Raw genomic sequence first — 25,899 nt, 5'->3', positions numbered from 1 at the left:
GTCAAGTCCTCCATAACGTCAATATATAACCGTCTACATTATTTCCTGAAACAACATATGGAGCATTATCCGGAATGTCTACCCAATTTTTTCATTTTCACAGCATATATATGATATTTCAATATTTAAATTTTTATCTTTAACAGTAAGCGGCTTTTTGCTATATTTAAAATCCTTTATATATTCTATATATTCTTCCAAAACAAAGTTATTTCGGGAGATTATCTCAGAATGAGGAAAGCCTACATATCTAAAGTGCCAAGGTTCCGCTGATATTTTTGTTATATTTTCTTTATCTTTTAAGTATCTTTCTATAAAACCATAATGGGGAGCTTTTTCTCTGAACTCTTTATATATTCCGTCAAGTGGAAAATCGGGTCGGATAAAATCAATATTTACATCATTTTTCGCCAAATCAATAGCTAACCCGGTTTGATGTTCACTATGATTTGGAAGAGCAACATATTTATCAGTAAAAAACTCACCATTTTTAACAATAGAATCATTATATATTTTTATTTGTTCCCCAAGTGTCCTATATCCGCTTACATATACGATCTCATCTCTGCTGCCAATTTCGAATAGCAATTCTTTTAACATATAATCGACAGTTTTATTTAAATAAACATTACTTTTTTTATCTACTAAACTTATATTTTTATTAGATATCATTTTTTTAATAGGATTATCCCCATTTACCAATATCAGTTCCCCGCTATATACCTGATTTTTATCTAAACACAATCTTTTCATGATTACACCGCCAAAGAAATCAATGTATTTACGATATCCTCAAAATCCATTCCTATACCTTTAAGCATATTGGGAAATCTGCTGTGCTCTGTAAATCCCGGTATAGTATTTACTTCATTGAATACTATTTCTCTGTTCTCAGTTATAAACATATCCACTCTGGCAAAATCTTTGCAGTTTAAAATCTTATAAATTTTTACAGCGGTTTCCTTTATAGTGTTTGATTCTTCTTTGGTTATCCTTGCAGGCATGTGTATCTTAGAAGTTTTTAAATTATACTTTTCAATATAATCAAAAAAGCCCTTGGAAAGTTCTATTTCATCTACTTCGCCGATTATCGGGTTGTCATTACCAATCACCGCACATCCGACTTCAAATCCATCGATATTTTCTTCCAGTATTACTTTATCATCGTATTCAAAAGCCTTATCGACCGCTTTAAATAAGTCTTTTTTATCTTCAACTTTAGTAATGCCAAAAGATGAACCTGCTTTTAATGGTTTTACAAATATCGGTAGTCCTAAATATTTAATGTGCTTACTGAGATCCTTTATATTTTTATCAATCAAAACAGATTTAGGTACTTTAATACCCATGCTTTCAACTAATTTATGAGCTCTGTATTTATCCATACATAAAGCCGAAGACAATATCCCGCAGCCAATTATAGGTATACTTACTAGCTCGAACAGACCTTGTATAGTCCCGTCTTCTCCGTTTTTCCCATGTAATATAGGAAAAGCAGCATCTATATGTATTTTTATTACTTCACCGTTTTTAATAACAACAATACCATGCTCTGACTTATTTCCCGATATCATAGCATCAAAACAATTCTCATCTAAATGCCAAGTATCATTATTTATCTTTTCAATATCACCTTCATATAAATAAAAATCCCCACTTCGGCTAATCCCGATTAGTTTAATTTCATATAAATCTTTATTTATAGATCTAATTACAGAGTATGCAGATTTAAGAGATACATCGTACTCAGGTGAATTACCTCCGAAAATTACCAATACTGATTTTCTCATTTTATCACTTCCTAAAAATTATTTTTAAAACTAAATTAAATACTTTGCAAAGATTTTATTTATAAAAAAATATCAAATTTAATATTAACTACTAAATTTGATATTATTATATATTTTTTATTCAATTTAATCTTGAAGCCCCGTTTAAGATAATATTAAAAATAATTTTTTATTTATTAACAGCTTTTAATTATGTATTAATAATAATTAACAATCTATTAAAATAAATAAAAGTCCCTTTAACCGGCTCATTTCGATAAATAACCTAATTTGATAAGAAACCAATCAAATCATCATAACTGTTTTTCGCGTCTTTATAACCCAAATCATACAGTGCTTTCAGTTTATCCCTGTCTTTCTCCAACCTTCCTATATTCATATTTTTGCTGGGTCTTATAACAAAAGCGTTGCCGTTATTTACTTCTTTATCTATAACATTAAGGGATTCATTATAGTTGATATGTCTGTTAGCAGTAGCATTTACAAATTCGGGATACTTTCTATATTTTATTTTTATCATAGGAAGGAGTTTATTTTTACTTTTTTGATAGCCTTCAGGCTGCGTAAGAACTACTACATTTTTTTTATTACCGTCTTCAATAGATTTCCTAATCGGGATAGAGTCGGTAATGCCTCCGTCAAGATATTCTTTTTTGTTAATAAGTACATTCCTTGATAAAAGAGGAAGTGAGCTGGAAGCTCTAACATATATAATATCTTCATTCATATCATTAAGCTTAATGTATTCTGCTTTTCCGGTTTCTATATTGGTAATGACCGCATATAAATTTCCTTTAAATTCATCATAAGTTTTAAAATCAAAAGGATATAATTCATTTGGAATTTTATTATATAACATATCAGCACCGAAATAATCCCCGGTAGTGACTAAGCTATAAAAACTTGCATATCTCTTATCATCAAGATAATCTACATTCACTCTGTAAGCTCTGTCTCTTTGTTTTGAAATATAAGAACAAGCATGACATATCCCTGCCGAAACGCCATAATTGTTTTCAAAATAAATATCTTTATCAATAAAAAAATCAAGTACACCGGCAGTATAAATCCCTCTCATCCCGCCGCCTTCCAATATAAGTCCGCTATTATACATAATGCCTCCATATAAAATATTTTTTATTATACCACCAAAACTCGGGTTTTAAAATAATTTAATATTCTTTTAATATAAATAAGCATTTGTTCAAATCAAAAAAGCTCGGTAAAACCGAGCCTTATTTATTTTAAAATATTTGATTTATCTATACTATCAATAGCTTTTAATATTTCTTCTTCATCCTGAACAAGCGCCATCCTTACATGCCCTTCTCCCGAAGGACCAAAAGCACTTCCGGGTGTAACCAATACTCCGGTTTTATCTAAAAGGTCAAAGCAGAATTTCTCTGAAGAAGAATACTTTTTAGGGATTTTTGCCCAAACAAACATTGTTGATGAACATCTTTTAATATCCCAGCCTATACTGTTAAGTCCGTCACAAAGGATATTTCTTCTCTTTTCATAAGCCTTTCTCGTAACCTCGACACATGACTGATCTCCTGTTATGGCGGCTATGGCAGCTTTTTGAACGGGAAGAAACATACCATAATCCATATTTGATTTTAATTTATTCAGATTACTTACCACATCTTTATTTCCCACACAAAAACCTACTCTTGCACCTGCCAGCCCGTAAGTCTTAGATAAGGAGTTGAATTCTACCCCGACATCTTTAGCACCTTCAAACCTAAGAAAACTTCCGCATTTTTTGCCGTCAAATACCAAATCGCTGTACGCATTATCGTGAAGTACGATAATATCATATTTCTTGGCAAAGTCTATCAAATCCTTGTAAAAGCTGTCTGGTGCCATTGCTGTTGTAGGATTGTTTGGATAGGAAACTATCATAAATTTAGCTTTTTGTCTTATATCTTCCGGTATTTCATCAAGGTCTATTACATAACCATTCTCTTCTCTTTGAGGCATATAATAAAGTTCTGCCCCTGCAAGTTTCGGACCGTCGGCAAAGACAGGGTAACAAGGGTCGGGAACCAATACGATATCCCCGGGATCAATGACGGAAAGCGCTATATGAGCAAGCCCTTCCTGAGACCCAAGCAAAGACTGGACTTCTGTATCGGGGTCTAAATCAACGCCGTAACGATTTTTATACCATATTGCCACTGCCGCTTTTAAATCCTCTTTATCGTTTAACGGATACAAATAGCTGTTCAAATCCTTAGCTTGTTTGGTCAAAGCATCAATAATATGAGCTGCCGGAGGTATATTGGGCGTACCCACGCTCAAGTCAACTACATGTATCCCTTCTTTTATTTTTTCTTCTTTTAAATTAGCAAGTTTAGAAAAAATCCCTTCTGTGAACATATCCATTCTTTTTGCAAATTTCATTAATATTCCTCCTAGTTTGATACTTGCTATAAAATATAATGTGATAACCAAAGAAAAGTCTATCACATCTGTTTATTATATGCAATTAAAAATATAATGTTAGGATCTTGTCAACATATATACTTTATTACGATTTAAAGTAATAATATGATATAATAAAAAAAATTATATTGGAAGAAAAATCTATGGATATAAATTCACCTATGATAAAAAAGGCTATTAATCTTGCTTTTAATGCACATGAAGGACAAACAGATAAAGGCGGCATGGCATATATAATGCATCCTTTTTATATAGAAAGTAAACTAAATGAAGAGGATGAAATCATTACCGCACTTTTACACGACACACTGGAGGACAGCAATCTTACAAAAGAAGATTTACTGAATGAAGGGTTCAGTACTGATATAATCGAAGCTATTGATACTTTAACAAAAAAGCAAGACGATTATTTTGATTATATTTACAAAGTAAAGAAAAATGATCTTGCACGAAAAATCAAGTTACTTGATTTAAAACATAATATGGATTTAACGAGACTCGAAAAAATAACAAATAAAGATATAAAAAGAAATGAAAGATATAAAAAAGCAATTGAAATATTAAATGGTGATTATAAGTAAGCAGATACTTAGGATATTCGGGGCGCGGAATCTCACGAAGTGAGGCGTAGTGCCCCGAAACAAAAAAGACCTAATGGTCTTTTTTATTTATATTTTTTTATTATATTTACGATCCTGTTATATTCATCTTCTATCTTTTGCATGTCAGGCTCTATTTCATAATCGTTTGCTCTGATTTTTATTACAACATTATCGCATTCTTTATATAAATCAGTCATACCTAAATTAGCACTTACACCTTTTAATGTATGTACACCGACCAATACTTGCTCAAAATCCTTTTCTATTAAAGCTTCTTTTGCCTCATTAAAACTCTTATCATCCACAAATTTAAGAATAAACTTTGTACATAGTTCTTCATTTCCGGCAAATCTTTCAATTACAGATTTTATATCTACGCCATATTCATTCAATTCATTTAAAACACCATTCATAACTTATACATCCTCTCGCTTAACTTTTACTTTTGTCTACTTTTTCAAATTGTTCCAATACTGCAATGAATGCTGATATCAAATCATCAGAAAAAGCCCCGCATTCTCCGTTTATTATCAGTTCAGAAGCTTTCGAATGAGAAATAGGATTTCCGTTAGGAGTTCCCATAGTAAGTGCGTCATAAACATCTATCAAACCAACCACTTGAGCAGACACAGGAATGTTATCTCCTTTTAAACCATAAGGGTAACCTTTGCCGTCATATCTTTCATGATGATATAAAGCTATATCTCTGCTTGCTATATAATATTCATCTTTTATCTCTAAAATTTTAGATAAAAATTTAGCACCTTGAATAGTATGTGTCTTCATTATCTCATTTTCTTCATAATTTAAAATTGAACCCTTTTTAATTATGTTGTCAGGTACTGCTATTTTGCCCAAATCATGAAGTGCCGCAGCTTCTGTTATTACATCTATTTCTTCTTTACTTATATCGTACTTTGAATTGTTTATTTTTACAAGTGCTTTTAATAAAATATTAACATATTTTTTTATTCTATTTACATGTCCGCCGCTCTTTAAACTTCTAAATTCAATTAAAGTACTTAAATTGGATAATATCCTTGACTGACTTTCCTGAAGAGATTTCATCTGCCTATCTATTTTTTCTTTTTGCTCGTCAACTAAATTTACCAAATGATTACGATATTTAAATAAATCTATTAAATTCTTAGCTCTATTCTTGACTTCAAAATTATCAAAAGGCTTTCTCATTATATCCTCAACACCTATTTGATAAATCATATCATTCATATTTTCCGACACACCTGCTGAAATAACGATAACAGGGATATCTTTTTCATTGAGCTCATTACGAAGTATTGTTAGAAATTGAACGCCATCCATTTTTGGCATAACTATGTCAAGTAAAATAAGAACTACTTTATTTTTATTCTTATCAAATACTTTTAATGCCTCTTCTCCGTTAGAAGCCATTAATATATTATATTCATCTTCGAGAGCAGTTCTTAGTATTTCTCTGTTTAACTCTTCGTCATCAACAATTAAGATACTTTCTCTCTTTTTAATTTCTTTTTTTATTTTCTCTATATTTTCTTCTCTCTTAGGCTCATTTCCGCTATAACAAATCACCTTTTCATTTTTATTAAGTTTAGCCTGATACATTGCGATATCTGCTTTAGAAAACAAAGCTATATAGTCTTTGCCGTCATCAGGATATATACTTATTCCAATACTGACACTTACAGGGAAAGGATTGTTCAATAATTTATCTTTTAATTCGTTGCCTTTTCTTATTATAATATCGTTATCTACATTCTTCAAAAAAACAATAAACTCATCCCCGCCTATTCTTCCAATGATATCTGTAGAACGAAAAGTATTATCAAGTGTTTTGGCAATCAGAGTTATTACGCTGTCTCCTTTTTTATGTCCGTAAGAATCATTGATATTTTTAAAGTCATCTACATCTATAACCAATAATCCATGTTTATTTTCTTTTTCACTTGAATTTTCAATAAGTTCTTTGATAATTGCTTCACTGGCAACTTTATTTAGTAAACCTGTTAGCGGATCAAGGCTTAATTGCTTTTCAAGTTTTATCCTAGCTTGCTTTTCACTTTCTATAACCGAAAATCTACCTATAATCTTGTTTAAATTACCATTACTATCTCTTAAATAAAAATAACTAATTTTCAGCCAAAAGAATTCAGAACTATTTAATCTGCTTCCTCTATATTCAAAACTTCCCTTATCATTTTTGCTTTTGCCTTCGAAAATTTCTTTGAATTTATGTATATAATCGGGATGAACATGTCTATCTATATTATATTTTATGAAATCGGAAGTAACAGCAGGAATATCTTTTTCTCCGGCTTCATCAAAAGGAATAGTAATAGTATCAAAAAAACAATCATATTCAAATTGTACATCTTTAGAAATAGAATCGATCAATTTTGCTGTTTCTATTTTAGATACAAGTCTATTGACTACTTGCTTTTGTTTATTTATATCTACCAAAACAAAAATAATCTTGGAACCACTTTCTTCATATGCCAGCTTTAGTCTTACTAAAACCCATTTATCATTATTCACTTTTAATTTGACTTCAAATTCGCTGGAATACTCTTGATTTAATTTGAGAGCCTTAAAAATATTAGCTTTTTCTTTATTAAATATTTCTTTTCCGCATAATTCAAATATAATATTTTTTATCTCTGTATTATTTATTGCCTCTTTATTTATAGATACAATATCATAAAAATTATCGTTTCCTTCTTCAAATTTTATAGTATTTTCATCTAAAATCGCAACTTTTAAAACGCCGACAGGCAATAAGCTTAATGAATTCTCCATTTTATTTCCTTCCCCGATAAGGAAAAAACCTATCAAGTAAAATACCTCATAGGTTTTTTCTTTAAAAATTATAAAATTTTGATTTAAGTTTATTATTTAAGTACACTATCCATCAATACCAATAGTTCAAAAACACTTCTGAACTGACTCACCGTATTATCTTCGACCCATACAATAGAACCTTGCCATGTAGCATTTTGTCTAAATAAAACTTTTATATTAAATGTAGCCAAAATTTCTTTTTCCTTAATCTCTTCTATAGACAGTTCTTCTTTGTTTTCTTTATTATCTACAAATGTTCTGCATTCATTGATAGCTTGAGGATAATCCATATCATCCATAGTTTCTTCTATAAGGTTTAATAAGTTAAAGGTAGACAAAAACTTTTTTTCAACCTTTAAATATGGATTATATAAAGTTCCAATAAGATTATTATTATCATAAGCATATATTTTAACAATGCTTGTTTTCATTTCGTTGGGAATAAATTTTGTAGGTGTTAGTGCCATATCAAAAACCCTCTTTCTTAGAATTACTTCTTTTATATTAGTATAATATCATAACTCAGTTACACACCAGTTACAATTGGAGAGTTTTGTTTGTTATTTATAATTCTAATAAAAAAAGACCTTAAAATCAAGGTCTTTTTTTATTATCAATGCTTTATTATTTACACTTAAGCTTCGACTGTTTCTTCTTCCGCTTCGTCATTTGCATTTTTATATCCCATTAATAATGTCACTGAAGATATCAATGCAAATACAACCATAAATATAGTCCACTTATCTATTAGAGCCATAGGCAAACTCATATCTTCCGTTAAGATAAATACGATAAGTGCTATCACTCCGTCAATCGCTGCAAGTATCTTTGTAAAGAATCTTCTCTTCTTATTTTCTTGTAAATATTCGTCTGCATCAGCATATTCTGCTTCATAATATTCTTCTGCGTAGTATTCTTCTTTTTTCTTTCTTGCAAATATTAGAAGCATTAATCCTGATAACACTGAGAAAATAGTACATAACAGATTGATCAATGCCCAGCTTGAGTTCCCTTCTGCCAAAGGAATTTTATCATCAGGAATATCTACAGTCCCTCCGTTATCAAGAGGAGTTACAGCGTCATCTATCGTTGTAGCAGGATTATTAGCTGCAGGTGCATTAACAGCAGGAGCTGCTATCGGTGTTCCTCCGCCATTAACTGTAGTTGTATTTGTGGTCGTTGTTCCTGAAGAAGGAGGTGTGGATTGAGGTGTAGTTGGTCTCGTAGGATTTACCGGAGTTGGATTTATCGGATTATTTTCCTCTTCCTTATCATAAACAAATACTATACCTTGTGTAACAATAAAAAAAGATTTAATTATAAGATAAATTAATACATATTATTATTTATTATGATATATTTCTTGTTTTTTTCTTAAATATACCGCATTAGTTTTAATATACCACATTTGTCACAAAAATTATACCTTTTTTGACAATTTCTTAAAAATTTTAACTGATAAAGACTTTCTTAGTAAGAGACTTTTGGCTTAAACATAAAGAAAGATATTCAAAATTTAATAATTGTATTAAATAATAAACAGGGGCGCGGAATCTGCCGAAGGCAGGCGTAGTGCCCCTAGCGGTAGAAATCAATATCCGTTTAAGATAAAAAAAGCTTATATCACTCATAATATAAATATTTTAATGTCCGGGCATAAAGAAATAAAAAAACAACTACATATAATAAACATCACGGGGCACTACGCCTGCCTTCGGCAGATTCCGCGCCCCGTCAACAAAAAAAGACCCTAAAGGGTCTTTTTTATTTTACTATGTTATTTTAAAAGCCTCTGAACTTCATCAAACTCATCCGTGATTTCTTTATCGGGCTTTTCGGTAATGAGGCTTACCACTACCATAAATACACAAGCCACTATAAAAGCGGGAAGAAGTTCATAAATATTGAATGCTCCGCCCAGAGGTCTTACCAAATATTTCCATACAAATACCATTACTCCCCCTGATAACATGGAAGCAAGGGCTCCGTACTTATTACTTCTTCTCCAGAAAAGTGCGAACAGTACAACAGGACCGAAAGCCGCACCGAAGCCTGCCCAGGCAAAGGATACTATCCCGAACACGGAACTGTTAGGGTCTCTTGCAATGAACATACCGATAAGTGCAATTATAACAAGACAGCTTCTCGCAACTATCATCCTCTTTTTATCATCAAGCTCTTTGCCAAAAAATCCGCCTATTATATTTTCGGAAACGCTGGAAGACGCAGCAAGGAGCTGTGAATCAGCGGTAGACATGGTCGACGCGATGATACCCGAGAGCACTATCCCCGCAAGGACAGCGAATATAAATCCGTGCGTACTTAAATAATGTGATATCTGTACGATGACGGTCTCTGAATTTGCCCCTTCAAGCATTGGTATCACTCCTGCTTTTGACATACCGTAACCGATTATACCTATGAATACCGCAATACCCATTGATATAACTACCCAAACCGAAGCTATCCTTCTCGATATTTTTAATTTTTGTTCGTCTTCGATAGCCATAAAACGAAGGAGTATATGAGGCATACCGAAATATCCAAGCCCCCAAGCAAGAGTAGAAAAGATACTTAAAAATCCGTAAGGCGAGGATGCTCCGCTTGCCATATCATGTGTGGCAGACATGCTCAAATAACCCTGAAGAGCTTTCGCATTGTCTATTACCGCATCCATACCCCCTGCGGCACCGATACCGAAGACAAATATAACGATCAGCGCAATCGACATTATTATACTTTGAATAAAGTCCGTGGTACTGGCAGCGAGGAAACCTCCCAGAGCCGTATATAAAATGATTATCACCGCACTTACCACCATAGCCAAAGTATAATCCACTCCGAAAAGACTGGAGAATAATTTTCCGCATGCGGCAAATCCCGAACCTGTATAAGGGATAAAGAAAATGATAATGACCAAGGAAGCCAGAAGCATCAATAAATTCTTGTTATCCCTGTATCTGTTTGAAAAGAACGCAGGAAGAGTAAAGGAATCCTTGCACACTGCCGTGTATATCCTTATCCTTTTAGCGACCAAAAGCCAGTTTACATATGTACCTATAGCAAGACCTATAGCCGTCCAACCCGCATCCGCGATACCCGAAATATAAGCAAGACCCGGTATACCCATAAGTAAATAACTGCTCATATCCGAAGCTTCCGCACTCATTGCGGTCACAAAAGGTCCGAGCCTTCTGCCCCCAAGATAAAAATCATTTGCAGTTTCATTTTTCTTTGAAAACATCGCGCCTATAACGATCATTCCCAAGAGGTAAATGATTATTACCAGCAAAATGCCGATTTGATTGGTTTCCATAACAATTTCTCCTTAATATATAAATGTAATTCCTTAAAATACTTACATATAAAAATCAAGGTACTATATCTACTTATAGTACCTTTTAAATATTTTATATTAAATCGAGAAATTTGTCAAGATTACTGAATATTCAATCAATTTAAATAATGCTTTTTTATGTTTTTATGAGTATTTTAAAATAAATTTCTTACATATATGATATTTCCCCTTAATTAAATATCTTAAATTTCTGTTCTTCAATCCTCCATATCAGTATCTTCTATATTTTTTCTATAAAAGAAATATCATCATCATACTCATCATTTACATCTTCATTCCCATTATGCACACTTGTATCACTGACCTTTTTTTCTCTTCTTTTTCTCCTTCTCATATACATCGTCACATATACCGCACCTATTATTATCCCTCCGATAATAACAATCTCGGAGTAACCTTTTAAGTACGGAAGGCAGGCTTCCCATGCTTCCCCCATGATGTTCCCAAGACTTACCAGCAGGCTGTTCCATACGAGAGTACCTATGATACTCAGTACTATAAATGAAGAAAACTTCATTTTAGATATCCCAGCAGGTATTGAAATAAGGCTCCTTGCTACGGGTATACACCTGCAAATCAGAACCGCTTTCTTTTCATACCTTAAAAACCACTTATAGCTTAAATCTATATATTCAGGTTTCAAATGCATTACCCTGCCGAACTTTCCCGAAAACAGACTCCTTAACTTTTCTCTCTTTAAAATATAACCCAAAGAATATAAGATCACCGCACCGAGCATTGCTCCTATCGTAGCCGCGAGTATCACTAGTATGAGGTTCATGCCTGCCTTTGCAGTCAAATATCCCCCAAAGAGCAAAACGACTTCCGAGGGTATGGGCGGGAATACATTTTCTATGAGTATCAAAAACATTATCCCCAGATAACCGTACGCATTTATTATTCCTATCAAACTTTCTTCCAATAATCTTCTCCCTATTTATAAACATTTCCCAAATATATTTTATCTTCAAATTTTGAGTAATATGTTATAATATAAAATAAACTTATTAGATACAAATTAAAAATACGTAAAATAAAGGTAAAGAAATCATGACACTTCAGCAGCTAAAATACATAATAGAAATAGTAAACTGCGGTTCCATAAACGAAGCAGCAAGCAGGCTATTCATAACTCAACCCAGCCTTTCAAAATCCGTAAAGGAGCTTGAAAACGAACTTGGTATAGAAATATTCATACGTTCAAACAGAGGTATATCCCTCAGCGCAGACGGTGCGGAGTTTCTCGGATACGCGAGACAGGTAGTCGAGCAGTCGGAACTTTTGGAACAAAGATACTTAAATAAGACTCCTTCAAAAAGGCTCTTTTCCGTTTCCACTCAGCACTACGCCTTTTCAGTAAATGCCTTTGTAAATCTCGTCAAAGAATTCGATCAGGACGAGTACGAATTCGCCCTCAGAGAAACGAAGACCCACGAAATCATTGAAGACGTCAAGAACCTTAGGAGTGAAGTGGGGGTAATCTACCTCAACGATTTTAACGAAAAGGTCATCAACAAGATACTAAAAGACAACGAACTGACTTTTACTCATCTCTTCGATGCAAGACCTCATATATTTTTGAGTATAGATAATCCCCTTGCAAAGAAAAAATCTATCAAAATAGAAGACTTGGAACCATATCCGAGAGTATCCTTTGAACAGGGGACTTACAACTCTTTTTACTTTTCCGAAGAGATACTCAGTACCCTATCTCATAAGAAAAATCTCCTTGTAAGCGACAGAGCTACTCTTTCAAATTTACTCATCGGACTTCACGGCTATACCATAACCACGGGTATACTAAGCGTCGAACTGAACGGGAGCAATCTGGTTTCCATACCTCTGGAAAGTGACGAAGTGATAAGGCTGGGATATATAAAACATAAGAATGTGAGCCTTAGTATCCCCGCGAAAAAATATATAGAACAGCTTGAACACTATATAAAGGAATATAAATACTGATATTTCTTTTTCTGATATCAGCACATTAAAAAAGGATATTTACGCATACCTATTTTAATGTGATAACCTTTTAAAACAAATGTACAGACATTCCTCGTTGAATTTAAGTATATAGTATCAATAGACTTCTAAATGATAATTAAAAGTCTATGATAAAAAAAATTAAAAAATCAGTATACAAAAAGGTATTTGAATAAATAAAAAAGTGTAATCATTAAAACTTAAAATAAACAAAAATCGCTGTTTCATTTGGTATAAATCCAAATATAAATATTTATTACCTGCAATAATCAAATCAGAATGTTCGTTAATAAATAATAATGTATTTAATTATACTTTTATTATATTAAAAGCTACGGTCATATAAATTTTCATCAAACATTATAAAAATATCAGTAAATAAACAATAAAAAAAGACACTAATGTGTCTTTTTTATATAAGTAAAACTTAATTATTCACCAAATCCGTTTTCGATCAATGCAGCTAATGTATCTACAGCTTCTTGTTCGTCAGCACCGTTAGCTCTGATTTCGATTTCTGTTCCTTGAGATAATCCGCCTGCCATAACGCCCATTATTGATTTAGCGTTGATTTCGTTACCGTTCTTTACTAAAAGAATTTCAGATGCGAATTTAGCAGCAGTTTGAACGAATTGAGATGCTGGTCTTGCGTGAAGTCCTGTAGGATTTGTAATTGTTACATTTTTTGAATACATTATATAGTTCCTCCTAATTTTTATCTTTATCAATATTAACTCAATTATAACATAAGATTAATAAATTACTAGTAAAATTTTAATAAAATATTATTTTTTTATACTTATGCTTAACCCGTCCCCTATAGGCAGAACGGAGGTAGTAAGTTCGCTGTCTTCGCTTATTGCGTCCAAAAACATCCTAAGCCTTTTTACTATGGTTATCTTTCTCCTGATAAGAGGAGAACTTTTATCTATCATGCCTCTGAAGAGTACGTTATCGCATATCAAAAGCCCGCCGGGTTTCAGTATCCTCTTACAGTCTTCAAGCATATGGATATAATGTCCTTTGTTGCCGTCAAGGAATACCACGTCGTACATATATTCTTCTCTTTTTAATACTTCCCCCGCATCGTCCATGATAAGCTTTATATTATCATCGTAACCATACTTCTTTATGTTGTTCTTTGCCTCTATATATCTTATCTCGTCTCTTTCAACAGTCTTTACGAAGCTTCCTTCACCCATTATATCCGCAAAGACACAGGCGGAATAACCAACCGCCGCACCGACTTCAAAGAGCTTCTTCGCTCCGTGAGATTTTAATATTATTTCAATGAGCCTCTCTACATCTTCCGTTATTATAGGTATCCTGTTTTCTTTTGCTTCTTTTCTGAAACCTGACAAAAGGCTTACTTCACCCTTTAAGTGAAGTAAACCATTCAAATATTCTTTAGTTATTTCGTCTATCATTTTTAATCCCAGTTCCCGCTGTATTTTTGAATATTCTTTTCATGCTGAGCCAAAGTCTCTGCAAATGCACTGGCTCCCGTTCCGTCATTCTTTGTACAGAAGTATATATATTTCGTCTTTTCCGGATATAACGCAGCCTTTAGAGCAGAAGCTCTGAAGTTGGATATAGGTCCCGCAGGAAGTCCCGTGTACTTATAAGTATTATAAGGAGAATCTATGTTCTTCTGTGACTCCGTGAAAGAGAACTGATAATCCTTATATATATACTGAAGCGTTGCACATGACTGTAACATCATACCTTTATCAAGTCTGTTATAGAATACTCCCGCAATGGTAGGAAGTTCCGAATCTAAAATGCCTTCCCTTTCCACTACAGACGCCATTGTGACTATTTCATCAATGGTCTTGCCCATTTCCTTTGTCCTTTGTTTGTACGCGTCTGTATACTCCTGATCGAACCTGTCTAACATCTTCGTTATTATATCCCTTGGCACCGCTTTTACGTATACATTATATGTATCCGCAAATAAATATCCCTCTAGGATATACTCTCTGTCCTTAGGTACACTATTTAAGAAATCGTAATTTTTTCTGTAGTAATCCGCATTGTCCTTTATCTCCTTAAGAAATTCGACTTTCGTGAATATACCCTTTTTCTCGAATTCGTTTCCTATCCTGTTAAGGTCAAGACCCTCTTTTATCGTTATAGAGGTAGTCTTGCTGGTCCCGCCCTTAACGAGAGATTTAACTATCTCACTTGCGGGAAGCTTTTGAGAAAGGGAATAATATCCCGCCTTCAAATCGTTTGATTTACCTGTCAGTTTAACATATATCTTAAATGCGGTCTCGTTCTTTATAAGGTTATTTTCCTTAAGTGCATCGGTTATACCGCTAAGTGAAGATCCCTCTTCTATCAAAAATTCCTTCGTCTGTCCGTTAGCCTTATCCACGGCTCCCAGCATTATATTATAAGTAAGTATCATACCCGCTATGAGTACAACGACTACCCCTCCTATAATCATGAACAAATTCTTCTTTTTATTGTTCCTTACCTTCATTTTATTATCTTTGGGGCTTTTTTCTTCCTTTACTTTGGTCTTTTTTATAGTAGGTTTTTTCATACTCTTTTTTACTTTTACTGCTCTTTTCTTTTTCTCCATATGCCCTCTCCTTTTAACATATACTAAATTATATCTTGTATTGTGAAATAACTCAACATTTTTAACCCTCTTTTAAGAAATTTATCATAATTTCGACAAGGGAAATCACTAAAAAAGGACATATAATTTTCTTATATATACCTTTATCTTTACATAAAATATACTATTTCGTCCTTTGCTTTCATCGCCTTTTTAATGTTTTCAAGGCAAAGTATAGGTACGTCCTCTCCGTATTCCGCGCTGAATTCATACTCTATCCTCGCTTCCACGTCCACCCAGTCTTTCGTCTTAAAACCAAGCTTCTTCATTTCATATCTGCAGTCGTGACCCAGAAACTGGATATCGTCCGCACAGCAAGTCATTGCAAATCTTCCCGGAACAAAAGTCTTCTTCGGAAGATTTGGGTCCAAAAATACCTGAGCCTTGAACTTAACTTTCTTTCCCGAGTAGTTTTCCGGGTTGTCAAGAGTATCTATGAACCATACGCCGTAGTCTTCGTCGGATATCTCTATCACATTCTTACTTACATCAAAAGGAAGGTCTTCTATAGTCTCTTCCACAATGCTCCCGTCTTCCCTTTCAAAGACTATCTGTGCACCCATATTCAGTGCCTTTATGTTTCTTCTGAGCATTCCTCTGTTCACATTATCATCACACCTGTTGAATATGATAAGGCTTGAGAGCGATATCTGCTCCATGAACATAGACCTCATATTCGTCAAATAAAGTTCTGCCGTCTTTGAATTGACGAGAGAATAAATACTCGCAAGTTCCCAGTTAGACGGAGGCTCGGTATCTAAAAGCACACTCATCTCCCATGTACCGTTATACTCTATCACTACCTGTCTTGGGTGATATAATGCCTCGTAATTCTTTAGTAAAGAAGGAGTGAATTTTTCTCTTCCCTCTACCACGACTTTGGTTATATTAGCCTTTATTAAAAACTCTCTTTCGTATTCTTCTTCACCCTCTTCGCAGAGTATCAAAAGAGTAGGTCCGCCCGCTTTAAATTCGGGAGAAAGAAACATGTTCTTTATCAGTGTGGTCTTCCCGCTTTCCAAAAGTCCCGATATAACAAATACAGGAGTCTTCATCATCTCACCTCTTATTTAAATATTTTTTCCAGTTTATCTTTTTTAAGTTCTGTGCCTATGACACAAACTTTTCCGGTATAATCCGCTTTTCTTTCCCTTATTTCGTATTCTCCGGGAACCAAATCGAATTCGTACCATTTATCATCTTCTCCTTCGACTACACCCTTGGCTCTAAGTACCGCTCCGTACTTACTGCCGTCGGATAAGATTTCAAGTACCTCTTCTAAATCTCTTTTATTGAATTTATGAACCGTCTCAATGCCGAAGCTTGTAAATACTTCGTCTGCGTCGTGGTCATGACCGTGGTCGTGCCCGCACCCGCAGCTGCACCCTTCACCGTGTTCATGGTGATGTTCATGGTCATGGGGGTGTTTATGTTCTTCGTGATAATGTTCATGACCGCATTCGCATTCTTTATCATGCTTATGGTGGCGATGTCCCAATTCACACTCATGCTCGTGGTGATGATGATGTTCATGTTTTTCATGTTCTCTATGCTCATCATTGTGGCGATGTCCGCACTCGCAGGTTTCATCGTGTTTATGTTTATGATGTTCATCGTGATGATGTCCACATTCACATTCTTCTTCATGTTCATGATGATGTTCGTGGTGGTGTTCGTGTTCGCATTCGCAGTTTTCCCCATGTTCGTGGTGATATTCATGTCCGCAATCACACTCTTCTTCATGCTTATGATGATGTTCATGCTCATGTTGTGATTTTAAAACTTCTTCCAAAAGTTCGTTTTCTTCGTTAAACTTTGTCACCGCATTTAATACCGCGTCCTTTTCAAGCTCGTCCCAAGGTGTGGTTATAATGTTAGCTTCCTTATTATGTTCCTTTAACAGCTCAAGACATTCCTCTATCTTTTCTTTCGTTATATCCTGAGTCCTGCTCATTACTATGACATTTGCACTCTCAACCTGATTGTTGAAGAACTCTCCGAAATTCTTCATATACATCTTTGCTTTCTTTCCGTCCACTACGGTTATCTTGCTGTCAAGGACTATATCAAGCTCATCTTTCACGTCCAAAATAGCCTTTTCCACGTCGGATAATTTACCTACCCCCGACGGTTCTATGATTATCCTGTCGGGAGAAAATTTCTCTATTACTTCTTTTAAAGACTTGCTGAAGTCCCCTACCAAAGAACAGCAGATACATCCGGAGTTCATCTCCGTTATCTCTATGCCAGCATCCTTTAGGAAACCTCCGTCTATGCCTATCTCTCCGAATTCATTTTCTATAAGTACGATTTTTTCACCCTTAAAAACTTCATTTATAAGTTTTTTTATAAAGGTCGTCTTTCCTGCACCCAAAAATCCTGAAATGATATCTACGTTTGTCATATATACCCTTCTTTCTTTTTAAAATATTACTATTTTATACCAATCAAAGCAAAATTTCAATATTTAAGACATTTTACTTAGGTTAGTTTTAACTAACATAGTATATCATCTGTTGTAATCTTTTTCAATAAACAGATTAAAATAAAATTTTTTTTATGATTTACTTTATTATTTTAAGGATATATCGGTATAACTTTATTATTATTTATTTTATTAACATATTTTTTATTTTTACATATTATAATAATGTAAGTAATAAATTATAGTTAATTTACTAAATAAATACTTGCATTATACCTTATTTTATGATAGTATATATCTAGTAAATCAAAGACAGTCAAGGAGAAGGTTATGTTTTCAAACAAAGTAACATCTATAGGACAATCTCCAATCAGAGAATTTGCCCCGATTCAGGAAAAAAGAATAGAAGAAGGAACGAAGGTTTATCAGCTCAATATCGGTCAGCCGGATATAGTGACCCCGAAGGAATTTTTTTCTGCGGTAAATAACTTCGATGAAAGTATACTTGCTTATACCAATTCAAAAGGTATACCCTCTCTTTTGGAAGCTTTTGAAGATTATTATAAAGAAATCGGTACCGATTTAACCAAAGAAGATATGATAGTTACAAACGGCGGGAGCGAAGCTATTTCATTTGCATTTTTAACTCTGTGCAACGAAAATGATGAGATAATAGCATTCGAACCTTACTATACAAACTACAATATCTTTGCAACTCAGGCGGGAGTAAACATGGTTTCCATAACGACAAAACCCGAAGAAAACTTCAGACTTCCTAAAAAGAAAGAAATCGAAGCTAAGATAACCGATAAAACGAGAGCTTTTTGTATCACAAACCCTTCAAACCCAACGGGCAGAGTTTACACAAGGGACGAAATAGATTTACTTTGCGAAATAGCCAAAGAACATGACCTATTCATAATAGTGGACGAAGTATACAGAGAATTCGTATACGACGGAGAATTCATCAGCTTTTCAAGCGTAAAAGGAATTGAAGACAGAGTTATAATAATAGACAGTATCTCAAAAAGATTTTCCGCATGCGGAGCAAGGATAGGACTTCTCGCTTCAAAGAACGAAGAATTCATGGCTCATGTATTAAAGCTTGCTCAGGCAAGACTTTGTGCACCATACCTCGACCAAGTGGGAGCTGCCGCTGTACTCAAAAACACAAGCAAAGACTACATAAGCGCAGTGAAAAAGGAATATAAAAACAGAAGAGACACGATTTATAACAGGCTTAAAAAAGTAAAAGGCATAGAAGTAAAGAAACCTGCGGGAGCATTTTATATGATAGTAAAACTCCCGGTTGAAAATGCACATGAATTTTCAAAATGGCTCCTTGAAAAATACGACCATAAAGGCGAGACAGTAATGCTTTGTCCCGCAAACGAATTCTACGCTACAAAAGAACTCGGAGTTGATGAAGTAAGGATAGCATATGTACTAAAAGAAGAAGACCTTATAAAAGCGGTAAACATCTTGGATAAAGGACTGATTGCATATCAAAAAGCATTGGCTGAGGAAAAAGCGGTAAGCTTAAATAAAAAACCCAGCGTAGTTTTAAACAAAGAACAATACGCAGTATAGCAGGACTTATTTTTCTTATATATTTTGCCGAAACACCGTAAAATAAAGGAAAAAAATGCTTGCATTTAATATACTAAAATGATATAATATCATTCGCGAGACTATTAAAGTGGAGGTGTAGCAAGTGGCAAACATTAAATCTGCAAAGAAAAGAGCAATCACAAACGAAAAAAGCAGACTTAGAAATAAAGCTATTAAGACTAATTTAAAGACAGCTCAAAAAGAATTCGACCAAGCTATTTTATCTAACGACGTAGAAAAAGCTCAGGAAGCATGCAAAGTTGCAAGCAAGAAATTCGACATGGCTGCAAGCAAAGGTATCATTCATAAGAATGCTGCTGACAGAAAAAAAGCACAATTAGCTAAAAAAGTAAATGCTTTAGGTTAGTATGATTATATAGACTATTTAAGGCCTTCCTATAACCGGTAAGGTCTTTTTGTAGTATAAAAAGGAAATATATTGATATGGTAGATGAAAAAGTACTCTCCAACGGAGTGGACATAGTAAAAGTAAAGAGAATAAAAAAAATACTGGGCAGTACCCATAAAGATCTGTTTTTAAGAAAAATATTCAATAAAGAAGAGATACTTTATTTTGAGCATAATAATTATAACCCCAAAAGCGTTTCGGGATACTTCGCAGCAAAAGAAGCTATCATGAAAACACTGGGCAAAGGCATGGATAAGCTCAGCTTCAGAGATATCACCATACTAAAAACGAAAGACAACAAGCCTTATATTAAGCTTTCGGGGAAAGCCGGAGATTACATGGAAACTCTCGGACTGAGAGACTTTAAAATATCCATATCTCACGAAGACGAATATGCTCTGGCATTCGTAATAGCGGTGTAGAAATGAAAAGAAATATAATATTATGCTTAGTGGTAATCATGCTTACAGCTTTTTCAAGCTGTTCCAGCAACAGTACAAATAAAGAAGAGAAAACCGATATGAATGACAAATTAACGGTCCAGAATATCCCCGACCCTTTTATCGATTACGACAACGGATTAATGGAACAAATGGATAAAAACGGAGGATATCTAAAGTTCACGGCTTTCGATGAATTCAAAGATTTTGTAAATAACAATAATATAGATAACTATTATCTTAAAAAGTTCTCTGAGGATTATTTTAAAGATAACACACTCTTTATAACATTCAAGTTTACCTCCTCGTCCATAAAGCACGATATAGAAGAGCCTATTATAAATGACAGTGAAATAATCATAAATATAAAAGAAACTATCCCAACGGGAAAAATGACCATGGATTTAAAATTCAGAGGATACTTCATTAGTATAAATAAAGAATATTTAAAGAATAAAAAAGTTGACATCATATATACAAAAAAAGACACCAAGTAAGGTGTCTTTTTTATTACTTATATCTATACCATTTCCGGTTCCATAAGTTCGGGGATTTCCTTCAAGTTCATATTCGCCTGAGAAAGCATAAGCTTTATCCTGTTGAGCTGATTTACTTCACTTGCTCCGGGGTCGTAGTCTATAGCCACGATGTTGCTCATAGGATACATCTCCCTTATCTTCTTTATTACGCCCTTACCCACGACGTGGTTCGGAAGACAGCCGAAAGGCTGAGCACATACTATGTTATTTACTCCCGTCTTGATAAGTTCCAGTATCTCTCCAGTAAGGAACCAGCCCTCTCCGGTCTGATTGCCTACGGAAACGACATCGCTTGCATAATAAGCAAGTTTATTTATCTCATTTGGAGAAGTAAAGTGAACGCTCTTTTGACATTCATCTTTATATACCTTTCTGTAGGTTTCTATAAAGTTTATCCCTATATTTGATATGGTCGCACTCATCTTCTTCATTCCAAGCTTTTCGGATTTAAAGTTGTTGTTGAAGAAGCAGTATAACAGGAAGTCGAGTAAATCCGGCATTACGGCTTCCGCACCTTCTTTTTCAATTAAATCAACAAGGTGATTGTTTGCTCCCGGAAGAAATTTAACGAGTATCTCTCCGACTATCCCTACCTTTGGTTTTACCTCATTCGTTATAGGAAGTTCATCGAATTCCCTTATTATGTTCCTGATATTATCGTTAAATACTTTCTTCGATGACCTAGGTCTTGATAGATCCGCTATACACTTTGTTTCCCATTTTCTGTGGAGCATATCCGCAGAGCCTTTAACGACTTCGTAAGGTCTCATTCTATATAAAACCCTCATGAACAAATCTCCGTACACTACGGCCTGAAGCGCTTTATTTAAAAGTTTCGGAGTTATCTTAAATCCTTCGTTGGTTTCAATACCGTTGGCATTAAGAGATACCACGGGTATATGTCCCATTCCAGCATTTTCAAGCGCCCTTCTTATAAAACCTATGTAATTAGTCGCTCTGCAGCCTCCCCCTGTTTGAGTTATCATTATTGCTACTTTGTCGGTATCGTATTTACCGGAGTTGAGAGCCTCCATGATTTGTCCCACGACTATGAGCGAAGGATAGCAAGCGTCGTTATTTACATATTTAAGCCCTATATCCACCGCATGTTTGCTGTCATCTTTAAGTGCTTCGTATTTATAACCGCAGGAATTAAGTGCTGCTTCAAACAAAGAAAAATGTATAGGAGACATTTGAGGAGATAAAATCGTATAATCCTTCTTCATCTCTTTTGTAAATTCCACTCTCTGATAACCGGAATTTTTTACTTTTCTCTTTATTTTCTTTCTATGTCTTATCTTCAGCGTCGCAAGGAGCGAACGTATCCTTATCCTGGCAGCTCCGAGATTGTTTACTTCGTCTATCTTAAGGACGGTGTGTATCTTACCCGCAGAATTTAAGATATCCCTTACTCCGTCTACGGTCACCGCGTCAAGCCCGCAGCCGAAGGAATTCAGCTGTACCAAATCTATATTATCCTTTGTCTTTACAAAGCTAGCCGCCTTATAAAGCCTTGAATGATACATCCATTGGTCCGTTACGATAAGAGGTCTTTCAACCTTACCAAGGTGAGATACGCTGTCTTCGGTGAGGACTGCTATCCCGTATGAATTTATCATCTTATCTATACCGTGATTTACTTCAGGGTCTATATGATAAGGTCTTCCCGCAAGGACTATACCTCTTTTACCCGTTTCGTCGAGATACTTAACTACTTCTTCACCTTTTCTTGCTATCTTATGTCTGACATCAATAAGCTCATCCCAAGCTTTATCCACGGCTTTTGCTACTTCGTTCTTATCCAAGTCAAATCCGGTTTCTCCGCCTTTTGTAAATTCCCTTATGATACCCTCTTTTGCGGTTTCCTTATTCGTAAACGCAAGGAAAGGATTTAAGAATTTAACACCTTCTGTATGTATATCTTCCACATTGTTCTTGATGTTTTCCGCATAAGAAGTGACTATCGGACAGTTATAGTGATTTCCCGCATCGGGAGTTTCATTCCTTTCATAAGGGATACAAGGATAAAATATCGTCTTTATCCCCTTCCTTATAAGGTATGTTACATGACCGTGGGTCAGCTTAGCGGGATAACATTCCGATTCGCTGGGGATAGACTCTATCCCGTACTCATATATCTTTCTCGTGGAGACAGGTGAAAGTTCCACTCTGAATTTAAGTTCTTTAAATAAAACTGCCCAAAAAGGATAATTTTCAAACATATTGAGGACTCTCGGTATACCGATTACTCCGTTTACCGCATCTTCTTCCCTTAAAGGCTCGTACCCGAAGGTTATCTCATTCTTATAATCGAATAGGTTTATATCCTGAGACTTATCTTTATGTATTCCCGCTCCTCTTTCACATCTGTTCCCGGTTATGAATTTTCTTTTCCCGCCGTCAAAACTGTTTATTGTAAGATAGCAGTTGTTCGCACACCCCTTACATCTGGTCATCATTGTGGTATAAGTAAGTTTTTCTATGCCTTCCAAATCCAGCATAGTACTTTTTTTACCTTCTTCGTACCTCTCCATGGCAATAAGTGCGGCACCGAAAGCACCCATTATCCCCGCAATGTCGGGTCTTACCGCAGAATGTCCTGAAATCTTTTCAAATGCTCTAAGAACCGCATCGTTATAGAAAGTTCCGCCCTGCACGACTACGTGTCTGCCCAGGTCATCTGGATTTGTAAGTTTTATTATCTTATATAAAGCATTCTTTATTACGGAATAAGCAAGCCCTGCGGATATATCGCTTACGGGAGCCCCTTCTTTCTGAGCCTGCTTTACGTTGGAGTTCATAAACACAGTACACCTCGTCCCGAGGTCTATAGGATTTTTCGCAAACAAAGCTTCCTTTGCAAAGTCCTCAACGCTGTAACCGAGAGATTTTGCGAATGTCTCTATGAATGATCCGCACCCCGAAGAACATGCTTCGTTAAGAAGTACATTGTCTACGGAACCGTCTTTTATCTTGATGCATTTCATATCCTGACCGCCGATATCTAAAATACAATCGACTTTAGGGTCAAAGAAGTAAGCCGCATAGTAATGAGCTATGGTTTCTACTTCGCCTTCATCCAGCATAAATGCGGATTTTACCAAATCTTCTCCATATCCCGTGGAACATGAATATACTATCTTCGCTTCCTTTGGAAGCTTTGAATATATATCTTTCAATGCTTTTACGGTCGTTTCCAAAACGGAACCGTTGTTGTTTGAATAGAAAGAATATAACAGTTTCCCGTCCTCGGAACATAAAGCGAGCTTGGTCGTGGTGGAACCTGCGTCTATCCCGAGATAACAGTTCCCCTTATAATCTTTTAAACTATCCTTTTCAACGGTATGAACCGCATGTTCTTCAGAGAATTTCTTGTAATCTTCGCTGTCTTCAAAGAGACGCTCCATCCTCTTTATTTCACTGTTTAATTTTATCTTGCTGTCAAGCCTGTTTTTAAGCTGACCCAAAGTTATATTTTCCTCTTCTTCACTGCTTAAAGCAGCACCTATGGCGGCAAACAAATGCGGATTTTTCGGAGAGATGACATTCTCTTCCTTTAAACCAAGCGTTCTTATAAAAGCCTCTTTAAGCTCGCTCATAAAATAAAGCGGTCCGCCCAAAAAAGCTACATTCCCTCTTATTGGTTTACCGCATGCAAGCCCGCTGATAGTCTGATTAACGACAGCCTGAAATATGGAAGCCGCCAAGTTTTCTCTAGTGGCTCCTTCGTTTATAAGAGGCTGGATATCGCTTTTTGCGAATACTCCGCACCTTGCCGCTATGGGATATATATTTTCATATCCATTTGCAAGCTCGTTAAGTCCGTTGGCATCGGTCTTTAGTAATGACGCCATTTGGTCTATGAACGAACCCGTACCGCCCGCACAGATACCGTTCATCCTCTGCTCTATCGTTCCTTCAAAATATATTATCTTCGCATCTTCCCCGCCGATCTCAATAGCTACGTCGGTATCGGGGTGAAATTTTCTGAGTACAGTTGAAACGGCGACCACTTCCTGCACGAAAGGTATATCCAAATACGATGAAAGACTTAAGCCTCCCGAGCCTGTGATAACAGGGCATATCTTACAGTCCCCAATTACTTCAAGGGCTTCCTTTATCATGGATAAAAGGGTGTCCTGAATGTTTGCAAAATGCCTTTCATATTTTGAATAAAGTATATTATCATCGGTATCCATAATGGCAACCTTAACGGTCGTAGAGCCAATATCTATACCAAGTTTATTAATTGTTTCCATTATATCCTCCAAAATAGTATTCTTTATTATAATTCTTTAAATTTTAAATAGCAATAAAAAAAGGCGAAAAACATCAATTTTCGACTTTTTTTGACATAGATTTACATATATTTACATTAAAAAATATTGTCTTTTACATGAGCATACATGACTACGAAGGTCTCCGTCGTACCGAACTGCTGAGCCCCTTCCAGAAGCTCCGCAAGGTGTGTGGTGCTTGTCACATAGGCTTTTATAATAAGAGAATACTGACCGGTCAAATAATAGAATTCGCTTATCTCGCTTGCTTTGTTTGCAAACACTTTAAACTCTTCATATTTACTCGCAGGCATATCTATAGTTATAAATACGGTTATGCCCTGCCCCAGCTTTTCTCTGTCTATGATAGCTTTGTAAGCTGTTATAATCCCTTTTTGCTCAAGCCTTTTAACTCTCTCCGCAACCGCAGGCGCCGATAGATTAAGCTCGGTCGCAAGGTTTTTCATGGTTATTCTTCCGTCAACGTTTAATCTCTCTAATATTTTTTTATCTATCAAATCCATAATAAGAACTCCTGTAGTAATATGATGATACC

Annotated in this window: 24 protein-coding genes; 7 read left to right on the top strand and 17 right to left on the bottom strand. The window is 35.0% G+C overall.

Going from position 1 to position 25,899, the window contains the following annotated elements; all coding sequences use genetic code 11:
- Positions 1 to 78 precede the first annotated feature (78 nt).
- The 4 genes from NSA01_RS06130 to NSA01_RS06115 all read right to left on the bottom strand — a co-directional run bounded on the left by NSA01_RS06130 (position 79) and on the right by NSA01_RS06115 (position 4,196).
- Positions 79 to 753 carry a M15 family metallopeptidase gene (locus NSA01_RS06130; RefSeq protein WP_257480615.1) on the bottom strand — a complete coding sequence of 225 codons (675 nt, stop codon included), beginning with the start codon at positions 751 to 753 and terminating at the stop codon, positions 79 to 81.
- A gap of 2 nt (positions 754 to 755) precedes the next feature.
- Entirely contained in the window at positions 756 to 1,790 is a 1,035-nt protein-coding gene (gene vanG, locus NSA01_RS06125; RefSeq protein WP_257480614.1) for a D-alanine--D-serine ligase VanG, read from the bottom strand.
- Positions 1,791 to 2,055: 265 nt separating this feature from the next.
- Positions 2,056 to 2,904: a patatin-like phospholipase family protein gene (locus NSA01_RS06120; protein WP_257480613.1), complete on the bottom strand. Its 849-nt coding sequence runs from the start codon at positions 2,902 to 2,904 to the stop codon at positions 2,056 to 2,058.
- A 125-nt stretch (positions 2,905 to 3,029) separates the two neighbouring features.
- Positions 3,030 to 4,196 (bottom strand): aminotransferase class I/II-fold pyridoxal phosphate-dependent enzyme, encoded by a 1,167-nt coding sequence (locus NSA01_RS06115; protein ID WP_257480612.1) that lies wholly within the window; start codon positions 4,194 to 4,196, stop codon positions 3,030 to 3,032.
- A gap of 185 nt (positions 4,197 to 4,381) precedes the next feature.
- Between NSA01_RS06115 and NSA01_RS06110 the strand changes: the two genes are divergently transcribed.
- The gene (locus NSA01_RS06110; RefSeq protein WP_257480611.1) at positions 4,382 to 4,819 is read left to right on the top strand and encodes a GTP pyrophosphokinase; all 438 of its coding nucleotides are present in this window, start codon (positions 4,382 to 4,384) and stop codon (positions 4,817 to 4,819) included.
- A gap of 83 nt (positions 4,820 to 4,902) precedes the next feature.
- Here NSA01_RS06110 and NSA01_RS06105 read toward each other — a convergent pair whose 3' ends face one another.
- The 4 genes from NSA01_RS06105 to NSA01_RS06090 all read right to left on the bottom strand — a co-directional run bounded on the left by NSA01_RS06105 (position 4,903) and on the right by NSA01_RS06090 (position 8,624).
- Positions 4,903 to 5,253, bottom strand: coding sequence for an Hpt domain-containing protein (locus NSA01_RS06105; RefSeq protein WP_257480610.1), 351 nt, complete (start codon positions 5,251 to 5,253; stop codon positions 4,903 to 4,905).
- Between the two features lie 19 nt (positions 5,254 to 5,272).
- Positions 5,273 to 7,633 (bottom strand): bifunctional diguanylate cyclase/phosphohydrolase, encoded by a 2,361-nt coding sequence (locus NSA01_RS06100; protein ID WP_257480609.1) that lies wholly within the window; start codon positions 7,631 to 7,633, stop codon positions 5,273 to 5,275.
- A gap of 92 nt (positions 7,634 to 7,725) precedes the next feature.
- Positions 7,726 to 8,142: a hypothetical protein gene (locus NSA01_RS06095; RefSeq protein WP_257480608.1), complete on the bottom strand. Its 417-nt coding sequence runs from the start codon at positions 8,140 to 8,142 to the stop codon at positions 7,726 to 7,728.
- A 167-nt stretch (positions 8,143 to 8,309) separates the two neighbouring features.
- On the bottom strand, positions 8,310 to 8,624 hold the full coding sequence (locus NSA01_RS06090; protein ID WP_257480607.1) for a hypothetical protein: 315 nt from the start codon (positions 8,622 to 8,624) through the stop codon (positions 8,310 to 8,312).
- Positions 8,625 to 8,661: 37 nt separating this feature from the next.
- On the opposite strand from NSA01_RS06090, the gene NSA01_RS06085 reads away from it, so the two are divergent.
- The gene (locus tag NSA01_RS06085) at positions 8,662 to 8,883 is read left to right on the top strand and encodes a hypothetical protein (RefSeq protein WP_257480606.1); all 222 of its coding nucleotides are present in this window, start codon (positions 8,662 to 8,664) and stop codon (positions 8,881 to 8,883) included.
- Positions 8,884 to 9,452: 569 nt separating this feature from the next.
- Here NSA01_RS06085 and NSA01_RS06080 read toward each other — a convergent pair.
- Together NSA01_RS06080 and NSA01_RS06075 are read right to left on the bottom strand one after the other, a co-directional pair.
- The gene (locus NSA01_RS06080; RefSeq protein WP_257480605.1) at positions 9,453 to 10,991 is read right to left on the bottom strand and encodes a sodium/proline symporter; all 1,539 of its coding nucleotides are present in this window, start codon (positions 10,989 to 10,991) and stop codon (positions 9,453 to 9,455) included.
- A 262-nt stretch (positions 10,992 to 11,253) separates the two neighbouring features.
- Entirely contained in the window at positions 11,254 to 11,955 is a 702-nt protein-coding gene (locus NSA01_RS06075; RefSeq protein ID WP_257480604.1) for a DedA family protein, read from the bottom strand.
- A gap of 128 nt (positions 11,956 to 12,083) precedes the next feature.
- On the opposite strand from NSA01_RS06075, the gene NSA01_RS06070 reads away from it, so the two are divergent.
- Positions 12,084 to 12,995: a LysR family transcriptional regulator gene (locus NSA01_RS06070; protein WP_257480603.1), complete on the top strand. Its 912-nt coding sequence runs from the start codon at positions 12,084 to 12,086 to the stop codon at positions 12,993 to 12,995.
- A 452-nt stretch (positions 12,996 to 13,447) separates the two neighbouring features.
- On the opposite strand, the gene NSA01_RS06065 is transcribed toward NSA01_RS06070, so the two are convergent.
- The 5 genes from NSA01_RS06065 to NSA01_RS06045 form a co-directional block, all read right to left on the bottom strand.
- Entirely contained in the window at positions 13,448 to 13,711 is a 264-nt protein-coding gene (locus NSA01_RS06065; protein ID WP_007049934.1) for an HPr family phosphocarrier protein, read from the bottom strand.
- 90 nt (positions 13,712 to 13,801) lie between these two features.
- Positions 13,802 to 14,443 carry an O-methyltransferase gene (locus NSA01_RS06060; protein ID WP_257480602.1) on the bottom strand — a complete coding sequence of 214 codons (642 nt, stop codon included), beginning with the start codon at positions 14,441 to 14,443 and terminating at the stop codon, positions 13,802 to 13,804.
- A 2-nt stretch (positions 14,444 to 14,445) separates the two neighbouring features.
- A complete protein-coding gene (mltG, locus tag NSA01_RS06055) occupies positions 14,446 to 15,603 on the bottom strand; it encodes an endolytic transglycosylase MltG (RefSeq protein ID WP_257480600.1) in 1,158 nt (385 codons plus the stop codon).
- Between the two features lie 149 nt (positions 15,604 to 15,752).
- Positions 15,753 to 16,700 (bottom strand): TIGR03943 family putative permease subunit, encoded by a 948-nt coding sequence (locus NSA01_RS06050; protein WP_257480599.1) that lies wholly within the window; start codon positions 16,698 to 16,700, stop codon positions 15,753 to 15,755.
- Between the two features lie 8 nt (positions 16,701 to 16,708).
- Positions 16,709 to 18,046, bottom strand: a complete 1,338-nt coding sequence (locus NSA01_RS06045) for a CobW family GTP-binding protein (protein WP_257480597.1) — start codon at positions 18,044 to 18,046, stop codon at positions 16,709 to 16,711.
- Positions 18,047 to 18,397: 351 nt separating this feature from the next.
- Between NSA01_RS06045 and NSA01_RS06040 the strand changes: the two genes are divergently transcribed.
- The 4 genes from NSA01_RS06040 to NSA01_RS06025 all read left to right on the top strand — a co-directional run bounded on the left by NSA01_RS06040 (position 18,398) and on the right by NSA01_RS06025 (position 21,024).
- Positions 18,398 to 19,657, top strand: a complete 1,260-nt coding sequence (locus NSA01_RS06040) for a pyridoxal phosphate-dependent aminotransferase (RefSeq protein ID WP_257480596.1) — start codon at positions 18,398 to 18,400, stop codon at positions 19,655 to 19,657.
- 124 nt (positions 19,658 to 19,781) lie between these two features.
- Positions 19,782 to 20,045, top strand: a complete 264-nt coding sequence (gene rpsT / locus NSA01_RS06035; protein WP_007049942.1) for a 30S ribosomal protein S20 — start codon at positions 19,782 to 19,784, stop codon at positions 20,043 to 20,045.
- Between the two features lie 77 nt (positions 20,046 to 20,122).
- A complete protein-coding gene (gene acpS / locus NSA01_RS06030) occupies positions 20,123 to 20,509 on the top strand; it encodes a holo-ACP synthase (RefSeq protein WP_257480595.1) in 387 nt (128 codons plus the stop codon).
- A gap of 2 nt (positions 20,510 to 20,511) precedes the next feature.
- A complete protein-coding gene (locus NSA01_RS06025; protein WP_257480593.1) occupies positions 20,512 to 21,024 on the top strand; it encodes a hypothetical protein in 513 nt (170 codons plus the stop codon).
- A 23-nt stretch (positions 21,025 to 21,047) separates the two neighbouring features.
- Here NSA01_RS06025 and NSA01_RS06020 read toward each other — a convergent pair whose 3' ends face one another.
- Positions 21,048 to 25,325, bottom strand: a complete 4,278-nt coding sequence (locus tag NSA01_RS06020; RefSeq protein ID WP_257480592.1) for a 2-hydroxyacyl-CoA dehydratase — start codon at positions 25,323 to 25,325, stop codon at positions 21,048 to 21,050.
- Positions 25,326 to 25,441: 116 nt separating this feature from the next.
- Positions 25,442 to 25,867, bottom strand: a complete 426-nt coding sequence (locus NSA01_RS06015) for an Lrp/AsnC family transcriptional regulator (protein ID WP_257480591.1) — start codon at positions 25,865 to 25,867, stop codon at positions 25,442 to 25,444.
- Between the last annotated feature and the right edge of the window lie 32 nt (positions 25,868 to 25,899).

The organism is Anaerofustis stercorihominis, assembly GCF_024623185.1.
In the GTDB taxonomy this organism is placed as follows: domain Bacteria; phylum Bacillota; class Clostridia; order Eubacteriales; family Anaerofustaceae; genus Anaerofustis.
The sequence above is the reverse complement of the archived record's forward strand: the minus strand, read 5'-3'. Positions and strand labels throughout refer to the sequence as shown.